This window comes from Stenotrophomonas sp. YIM B13575 (assembly GCF_042787595.1).
GTDB classification, from domain to species: domain Bacteria; phylum Pseudomonadota; class Gammaproteobacteria; order Xanthomonadales; family Xanthomonadaceae; genus Stenotrophomonas; species Stenotrophomonas lactitubi_B.
This window is the reverse complement of the sequence record NZ_JBHZOP010000197.1, coordinates 1-4,465: the sequence shown is the minus strand read 5'-3', so window position 1 is coordinate 4,465 and position 4,465 is coordinate 1. Positions and strand designations below refer to the sequence as shown.

Genomic DNA, 4,465 nt, shown 5'->3' with positions numbered 1-4,465 from the left:
CCCCCCCCCCCCCCGCTACAGGAGATCAGCTCAGCGTGAGGTTGCGCTGCCCACCAGGTCGTAGCGCTCGATGCGACCAACGCGCGAGACTTCGGCCTGCACGTCGGCACGCTGCTTGAGTTCGCGCCAGGCGGCATCGATGCGTACATCGCCCGGCAACGACGGATACACGCGCATGTCCTGCAGGCTGGCCAGCGCGTCGCTGCGTTCCAGCGGCGAGCGCAGCTGCTCGATCAGCGCGGCGGCGGCTCCATCCAGATCCCCTTCTTCCAGCAGCATCTCGCGATAGAAGAGCCGGGCGTCCTGGCGCTGGGCGACGATGACAGCACGTGCGGCGGCGGCAGCGGTGGCATCACCACGCTGGCGGGCGGCGACGAAATGGATCAAGGCCTGTGCGGCCTGGCCATAGCCGCTCAGACCGGTCAATGTGGCCATCGCGGCCTCTGCTTCCTGCGTCTTGCCGAGTGAGTTGAGCACGAAGGCCACGTTCATCTGATGCTCCAGACCATCGGGGCCGAGTGCGCCGATGCGGGCGGCCAGCTTCGCCGTCGCCAGCGCCTCATCGGTACGCTCCAGGCGTCGCAGCGCTGCGATGCGGCTGTTGAGCAGCCACGCCAGCCACTCCGCTTTGGCGGCGGGCGGTGATTGTCCTTCCGCGGCGGCCTGGGCCAGGTCATCGGTCAGCGCCAGGACTTCATCGTTGCGATCCAGCATCAGCAGCGTGCTGCTGAAATCCACCAGGCGTGCATCCAGCTCACGATCCAGCAGGCCCGATACGCGCAGGGTGTCCAGATGGACCTGCGCGGCCTTGACCGGATCGAAGCGTGCATCGCGGCGGTCCACGTAACGGTCGAAGCGCTTGTCGCTGCGCAAGCGGATCAGCTCGGCCGGGCTGTCGATGCGGGCCAGCGTGGTTGGAATGGCATCGCCGCGACCGTTGTCGGCCTGCAGCGTCGCCAGCGCCAGCCACAGGCCGGTGGGTTCGCTGCCGCCGCTCTTCCAGCCGTTGTCGAACAGCGCCTGCAGCAGCGCCATGCGCTGCGCGGGCTGCTCGCGCAGGTGGTATTGCAGGTAGCTGATGGTGTGGTGGTCGATCGCCAGCGGGCCGTCGGCACGCGCCAGCGCCTGTGTCAGATGCTCGACTGCCGCTGCCGGATTGTCATCGTTGAGGTCCAGCGACACCAGCGTGGTCAGGATGCTTGCATCGCCCGGCAACGCCAGCAGCGCCTGCTGCAGATAGCGCCGTGCCAGCGCCGGTTGTTTCTGCATGGCCGCCGTCCAGCCGGCAAACTGCGCGGCGCGGCCGCGGCGCTCGGCATCGAAGTCGGCCAGCAGTGGGCTGTCCATCAGCCGTTGCATGGCGATCAACGCGGCCAGCGTATTGCCACTGCGCGACTGTTCGATGGCCGTATCCCATTGCTGCGCGTACGCGGCATGCGCCGCATCCATCGCTACATCGGACGGAGGCTGCGAGGTGGAAGCGGCAGTCCGCGGCACGTTGGCCAAGGCAGGGGTGCTGGTCAGCGCGACAAACAGCAGCATGAAAAGTGGGGTGCAGCGGGGCATGGTGGGCCTCCGTCCATGGAGTGGACATTGAACCTGCTGTGGCAGCGCAGGACAAGCGCTGTGAGATTGCCCTGACCATCGGCCCTGACCATCGGCCATGGCGCTGCACGGGCGCAGCGATTATCGTTCGTGCCTCTTCATGCAAGCACAGGCAAACGGAACGATGGCGCGGTGGCAAGGGATGGCGGTGGGCGCGGTGGTGGTGGCAACAGCGGTGGCCTTGGCGGCAACCTGGTGGGAATTCCCCGCCTCCGGTCCGCAGGTGCCGGCTGGCCCTGTACCGACGCCGCTGGCGTGGACCGCACAGATCGAGCTGCTGGCCGGCGACGGTCATCCGGGTGATCGCGATGGCGCCTCGGCGCAGGCACGCTTCGCCGATCCCTACGCACTGCTGGGCAGTGCCGATGGCAGCGTCTATTTCACCGATGCCGGTGACAACAACCGCATCCGCCGTCGCCTGCCCGATGGCCGTATCGAAACGGTCGCGGGGCAGGGCGAAGGGCGTGTTGATGGGCCTGCGCTACAGGCGAGTTTCAACACCCCTTCGGGTATTGCCGCCGATGCACGGGGCAATCTGTATGTGGCCGACACCGGCAATCATGCGATCCGGCGCATCAGCACCGATGGACAGGTGACGACGCTGGCCGGTGGCCAGCAGGGCTTTGCCGATGGTCCTGCCGCACAAGCGCGTTTCGATGGACCGATGGGCATCGCCGTGGATGCGCAGGGGCAGGTCTATGTGGCCGATACCTGGAACGACCGCATCCGCGTGATCGGTACCGATGGCAACGTGCGTACGCTGGCCGGCGGCGACCGCCCGGGCTTCGCCGATGCGCCCGGTATTGACGCTCGCTTCGACACGCCGGTGGCGCTGGCCTTCGATGCGCACGGCGCACTGCTGGTGGCCGATCTGTTCAACAACGCGATCCGCCGTGTCGGTGCCGATGGCACGGTCAGTACCGCAGTCGGCAGGGGGGAGGTCATCAACGGCCCGCTGTCACTGGCCACCACGCACGACGGTGTGCTGTATGTGGGCGACCTGGACGGGCGCATCGTGCAGGTGACCCCGCAGGGCCATCAACTGGCGCTGCTGGGCAACGACCGCCTGCCGCGACTGGCGCGCCCCAGCGGCCTGGCCGTGGAAGCCGACGGTGCCCTGCTGGTGGCCGACTCCGCCGGTTATCGCCTGCATCGCCTGCGACCGCTGCCGGTGGGTGAACTGCCCGCACCGGCGTTGGTCGGGCCGGCCTCCGATGCGGCGCTGCCGGACAGCGGCGGGCGCTGGCCACTGGCACCCCAGGATGGCTGGCATGAAGTGGTCGGCACGCTCGGTGAAGTGCGCGGCACCTTCCAAGGTGAGAGCCGCCACCACCTGCACGGCGGCTTTGACGTGCGCGGCGATGTCGGCCAGACCGTGCTGGCGATTGCCGAGGGCAAGATCAGCAGCCCGATCGCCGCCTGGAGCCTGGGCGGGCAGGCTGAAGGCTTGGCCGTGGACCGGTTGAAGTACATCCACATGCGCGTCGGTCGTACGCCACGCGGCGAACCGTTCGACGCGCGCTGGCAGCCGCTGTACGCCGAAGACGGCACGCTGGAGCGCATCCGCGTGCGTCGTGGTACGCGCATCCACGTGGGCGACCGTCTGGGCAGCATCAACAGCCAGGCGCACGTGCACCTGGCCGTGGGCAATGGCGGTTTCGAGACCAATGCGGTGGCGCTGGGGTTCAAGGACTACGCCGACCATTTCGCACCACGCATCACCGACGTGGCGCTGCTGGACGACAACGACCAGCCGCTGGCCGCCGGCAGCGATGGCGTGGTGATGCTGGCCCGGCAGGGACGCGGCGTGCAGATCGTGGTGGAAGCCTGGGACCAGGTGGACAACAACCTGCCGCGTCGCCGGCTGGGGCCGTACCAGGTGGGCTACCAGATCCTGGATGCCGCCGGGCAGCCGCTGCAGGGCTACGAGCAACCGCGCTGGAACATCGTCTTCAACCGCATGCCGCCGCAGAAGCAGGCGGTGAAAGTGGCTTACGCACCCGACAGCGGCATCACCGTGCACGGCAGTGCGGTCACCCGCTTCCGGTATCTGGTGACCAACACCGTGCGCGATGGCCTGATGGAAACCGGTCGCTGGCAGCCGGCGGCGTTGCCGCCGGGCGAGTACATCGTGCGTGCCAGCGCGCGCGATTACAGCGGCAACGAAGGCGTAGGCCCGCGCGAGATCAGGGTACGGCTGCTGCCATAGCCGCAGTGGGGGCGCCGCAGCGTTCGCGCTCGGCGTCCATGTCTTCCAGCGGCCGCACCTCGATGCTGCCGAAGCGTGCCCACGGGAACCCCTGCGCGATACGCATGGCCTCATCGCGGTCGTGGGCGACGATCAGGTTGAAGCCAGCCAGCAGTTCGCGGGTTTCGGCGAAGGGGCCATCGAGCACCCGGCTGTGGCCATCGCGCACGCGCAGGGTCTGCGCCGATTCGATCGGCTGCAGTTTCTGCGCGGCCAGCAACGTGCCCTCGGCCTGCAGTTTGTCGGCATGGGCGAGGCAGTCGCGCATCAACGTATTGAAGTCGTCGATGGGCAGGGTGCGCAGCAGTGACGGGTCGATGTAGATCAGAAGCAGGTACTGCTGCATGGCGGAGTCCTGGCGGGGGCGGGGGTCCATGATCGCGCAGGTTTGCGCGGGGGCATGCTGCACTGCGAAAGGCAGAGCGGGAAGCGCGCCTTCGGCGGGGATCGGCGAACGGCGGGGCCCCTCCGTGGTGGCGGTTGGTCGTGAAGAGCTGCATCTCTGTGGGTTGGCCGGGCGGGTGGGCTGCGCAGGGGACGCCGTGAATACGTCCCTGTAGGCTCGGGCGCGCCATCCATGGCGCTTACGCCCCTGCGCAACCCACCCGCCCG

3 protein-coding genes are annotated in these 4,465 nt (G+C 68.3%); 1 reads left to right on the top strand and 2 read right to left on the bottom strand.

What is annotated here, in order from left to right; translation table 11 throughout:
- Window positions 1-30: 30 nt before the first annotated feature.
- Window positions 31-1,566 (bottom strand): hypothetical protein, encoded by a 1,536-nt coding sequence (locus ACFX4F_RS20865; protein WP_380658262.1) that lies wholly within the window; start codon window positions 1,564-1,566, stop codon window positions 31-33.
- 163 nt (window positions 1,567-1,729) lie between these two features.
- On the opposite strand from ACFX4F_RS20865, the gene ACFX4F_RS20860 reads away from it, so the two are divergent.
- On the top strand, window positions 1,730-3,814 hold the full coding sequence (locus tag ACFX4F_RS20860; protein ID WP_380658260.1) for a gluconolaconase: 2,085 nt from the start codon (window positions 1,730-1,732) through the stop codon (window positions 3,812-3,814).
- On the opposite strand, the gene ACFX4F_RS20855 is transcribed toward ACFX4F_RS20860, so the two are convergent.
- Entirely contained in the window at window positions 3,792-4,199 is a 408-nt protein-coding gene (locus ACFX4F_RS20855) for a YciI family protein (protein ID WP_380658258.1), read from the bottom strand. The genes ACFX4F_RS20860 and ACFX4F_RS20855 overlap by 23 nt on opposite strands.
- Window positions 4,200-4,465 lie beyond the last annotated feature (266 nt).

Excerpts from the sequence above, each read along its gene's own strand:
- ACFX4F_RS20865 (WP_380658262.1), bottom strand. The coding sequence starts at position 1,566 with ATGCCCCGCTGCACCCCACTTTTCATGCTGCTGTTTGTCGCGCTGACC.
- ACFX4F_RS20860 (WP_380658260.1), top strand. The coding sequence starts at position 1,730 with ATGGCGCGGTGGCAAGGGATGGCGGTGGGCGCGGTGGTGGTGGCAACA.
- ACFX4F_RS20855 (WP_380658258.1), bottom strand. The coding sequence starts at position 4,199 with ATGCAGCAGTACCTGCTTCTGATCTACATCGACCCGTCACTGCTGCGC.